The following is a 3,347-nucleotide window of genomic DNA, read 5'->3' on the forward strand; positions in this document are numbered from 1 at the left end:
GGCGACAAGGAAAAACTATACACGGGTTGTCGGGGGTCTGCAAATCGGCGGGGTGCTGCGGGGCGGTGAGCGTGGACACATAAAAACGAGGCCATTTCTGGATCCCGATAATCGATGTTTTTTGTATGCCCATAGGCGCAGGAAGCAATAACGAGCCCAGTCGACTGATGGGCAGCAATCTACAGTGTGGATTCCGCCCGACCCCGGGCCGGCCCTTTCACGCTCCTGGAATCACCTTCCGGAAACTTGCGAAACGTCCTTGCCGGCGAAGGCCCATAAGACTCCCAACCGTTCACGTCGTTGTTGTGGACTCCCACCCCGTGCACGACAGCCTGCTGCATCTGGGGAGCCTGTATTAAGATCCCTGCTTCCAATGATTTTGATGGGGCACTCTTAGGCAGTCTCAATATTGCACCAGTACTTCGCCGCGCTCTGCCCAAACTTCAGTCACGGTGCAGAGCTCATGATCGTTCTTCCAAACGACCTTGCCAATTCTGCGCAGTTGCAATATCTCGTAGTACATCGGTTCTGCTGGCACCGGCATTCTGGCAACCCGCCAACACCTGTGAGCGCCCGGCAGCATCTATTGATCGGGTTGCTTCCGCCGCGGTTCGAAGTCAAGAGCCTCCGGTTGCCGGAGCTGCAGTTACCCGCAGGGAACCACGACTGGCTCACTCGAACGTACTTTCGATCCGTCTACTTGCAAAGGTATGGTTGGCAAGACGGAGTATGGCATGTGGCTGGAAGCGAAGCGTGCGGGCCTGCTGTGCTTCCGATAGCCGGCGCTGCCCATCGGGGCGAAAGGCTTCTAGAACCTCTGTTGCCCGTTCAGCGCCAGCTTCAGACCAAGGCGCGTAAATTAGTCTCGGCCCTACCATAGGTAGAACGCCGTGGCCTTCTGGGCAACATGCTGGACGATTTCCCCTGCAGTTTGCAGATATTCACACCGATAAGAGGTCTTTGACCGTTGCCTGCCCTCAGGCCAGCAGATCTGCCGTGATGCGGGTTCGATAGTAATGCATGAGCGAAAGAGTGTGCTAGCTCGGCGAAGGCAACGTATGGCGTGAACCTGGATTCCCGGCCAACAACAGGTGTGCATGCAAACTAGTGTTCGCCAACGCTCGATCATTCAGTTTTGTGGACACCACTCGTCCAAGGAACGCCAGTATGGGGCGAGCAACCGTTCCGCCTTCGCGCCACAGCAGGATCAACGATGAAACTGGCTACCTCTGCCCAAGACTGCTCGTTTGGCTACGAACGAGCCAAGAGAACTAGCGCCCGAAGAAGATTTCCCGAGAATAGCACCGAGCATGTAACGACTGATGCTTCAGCTGACTGCTAGCCGGCGAAAACGCAGCTCCCTTTGTGTCCCGCGTAGAGGAGATCCACTGAAAGGAAGCGCGCTCAGGTCGATGCTGTTCGCTGCCCTCAGGGCCAGCTAGTTTGCGGAAGCTGCGGCTTTGTCGGTCAGGCCGAGTACCCGCGCAAACTCTTCCCAGTGCTTACGGCGGAGGTTCTTTGTCTTGCCCGCAACCGTGAGGGCCAATGTATCGTCGCCATAGATTAAAGTGCACGGAACATCGTAATTGGTGCAATCGCGAAGCGTCCGTCTTGGCCAGCCAGCATGGATACGTTCTTTCCATGTAAGTCACCGTTGCCACTGAGCCATGCGAAGAGAAACTGAATGTAGAGGTTCCTCTTGGCAAGGAGTGGAGCGTGCCAATTCCGAGCCAGGGCTTCGGATACTTCCTCGGAGGTTACCAAGTACTTCGCGCTCGGTGGAGGGTTCAGCACCTGCGTAGCGTCATCCAATGCCAACTTCTTCGATCCAGATACACCAGCTCTGTACACTCTGCCGAAACGTTCAACCAGCAGTCCTCCAAGTTGATGCGCGTCATGGACCAGCTTGCTCTTCACGACAGGGAGTTTCAGAAACCTTGCTGCAGCGAGAGGTGCTGCTTCATTTACGATGAGATGTGGATGATCGCGTGGATCCAATTTGAGCATGTATGCATTCCCAGCCAATGACATCGGCGTAGTAAGCATCGTGGCGCTGATCTTTTCCTGAACCCCAGGAATTGAGTGCAGATCAAGCCACTTCGCCAAGGCTGTGAAGTCCAGTTCAGAAGGTTTCAAAAATTCTGCAAGTGCCGGCGGTTGCGTCAGCGCTGTTCCGGCAGGGACGATGCTGACGTTGCCCGGTGTATCCGCCCCTACGATCATGAGCAGTGTCAGCTCGTCTGACATGCTCGTCTTAGCCGCATGCTTCAGCACTGTGAGCCTGTGACCCTCAGGAAGCATCCCTGAGAAGAAGGAGGGAAGGGCACCCCGTGCGCCGGTATACGGCCCTTCGCGGGTCGGCAAAGAGGATGCAATGCGCGGTGCACCCGAAGCCAAATATGAGTCGGAGTAGGAGAACACCACGCTGCCGTCTTGACGTCGAACTAGCTTCCCGGCAATACATCCTCGTAGTAGACATCCGCCTCTTGTACTTGTTTGAGATCCTGAAGTTCGTAGGTCACTTCTCCACCATGAGCTTTATTCCCAATACGGATGCAGTTGAAACAACGGCGCTAAAAGATGGGTTGCCCTGCCCACTTTCCATCGATCTCAATGTTCGTTCAGAGATTCCCGCCAGGTCGGCAAGCTGTTCCTGAGTAAGGCCGTTCTCCTTACGCACTGATTGAATCACTGCGCCGATCTCCGACAATGAACTCATGAGAATCTCCAGACCGGCAGAATATCGCCGTAAGTAGCAGTCTAATCATCATAGCCTCAAGAGGTAAACAATTCGGTAGAATACTGCCGAATTAGCATCGCCAACTCAAGGTTAATAGATTTCGACTAGCTAATCAGCAGAATACTGCCAACATAAGCTCCGCAGCTTGAGGGGCCGAGTCCCGGTATTGGACAACTCGACACAGAGCACTAAAAGTTAACCTTGCAGCTGAACTCCGCATAAACAGGAAAACGGGGGAACTTCTGCTCCCCCACTACCAAACTGCCTTGCCCCACGCCATCCCCACGGGGCCGGCCGCAGGACAGCACCCCAGACCGCCCAGAAGGCACCGCGCCGCCACCGAAAACCCCCGCTTAAACAACAAAACGGGGGAGCTTCTACTCCCCCACCCCACCGGCCAAGCCAACCGCACCAGCCAGCTGGCCAGCCAGGCCGTCCCGGCCAGACCACCCAGCCAGGTGGATCCACCGGTTAAACCAGCAGAAGGCCCCAACACTGTTGGAGCCTCCCACTTCTCAAGTTAAGTCCGGCGGTGACCTACTCTCCCACACCCTCACGAGTGCAGTACCATCGGCGCAATGGGCCTTAGCTTCCGGGTTCGGTATGG

2 protein-coding genes and 1 rRNA gene are annotated in these 3,347 nt (G+C 55.8%); all 3 read right to left on the minus strand.

Annotation, left to right across the window (positions count from 1 at the left end; translation table 11 throughout):
* Positions 1–1,563: 1,563 nt before the first annotated feature.
* Complete coding sequence (locus C1H84_RS17825; RefSeq protein ID WP_342352863.1) at positions 1,564–2,424, minus strand: type II toxin-antitoxin system HipA family toxin; 861 nt, start codon at positions 2,422–2,424, stop codon at positions 1,564–1,566.
* Between the two features lie 94 nt (positions 2,425–2,518).
* Positions 2,519–2,719: a helix-turn-helix domain-containing protein gene (locus tag C1H84_RS17830; protein ID WP_047117849.1), complete on the minus strand. Its 201-nt coding sequence runs from the start codon at positions 2,717–2,719 to the stop codon at positions 2,519–2,521.
* Between the two features lie 545 nt (positions 2,720–3,264).
* A 5S ribosomal RNA gene (gene rrf / locus C1H84_RS17835) occupies positions 3,265–3,347 on the minus strand; the annotation flags it as partial.

Source organism: Glutamicibacter soli (assembly GCF_003309065.1).
GTDB classification, from domain to species: Bacteria; Actinomycetota; Actinomycetes; order Actinomycetales; family Micrococcaceae; genus Glutamicibacter; species Glutamicibacter soli.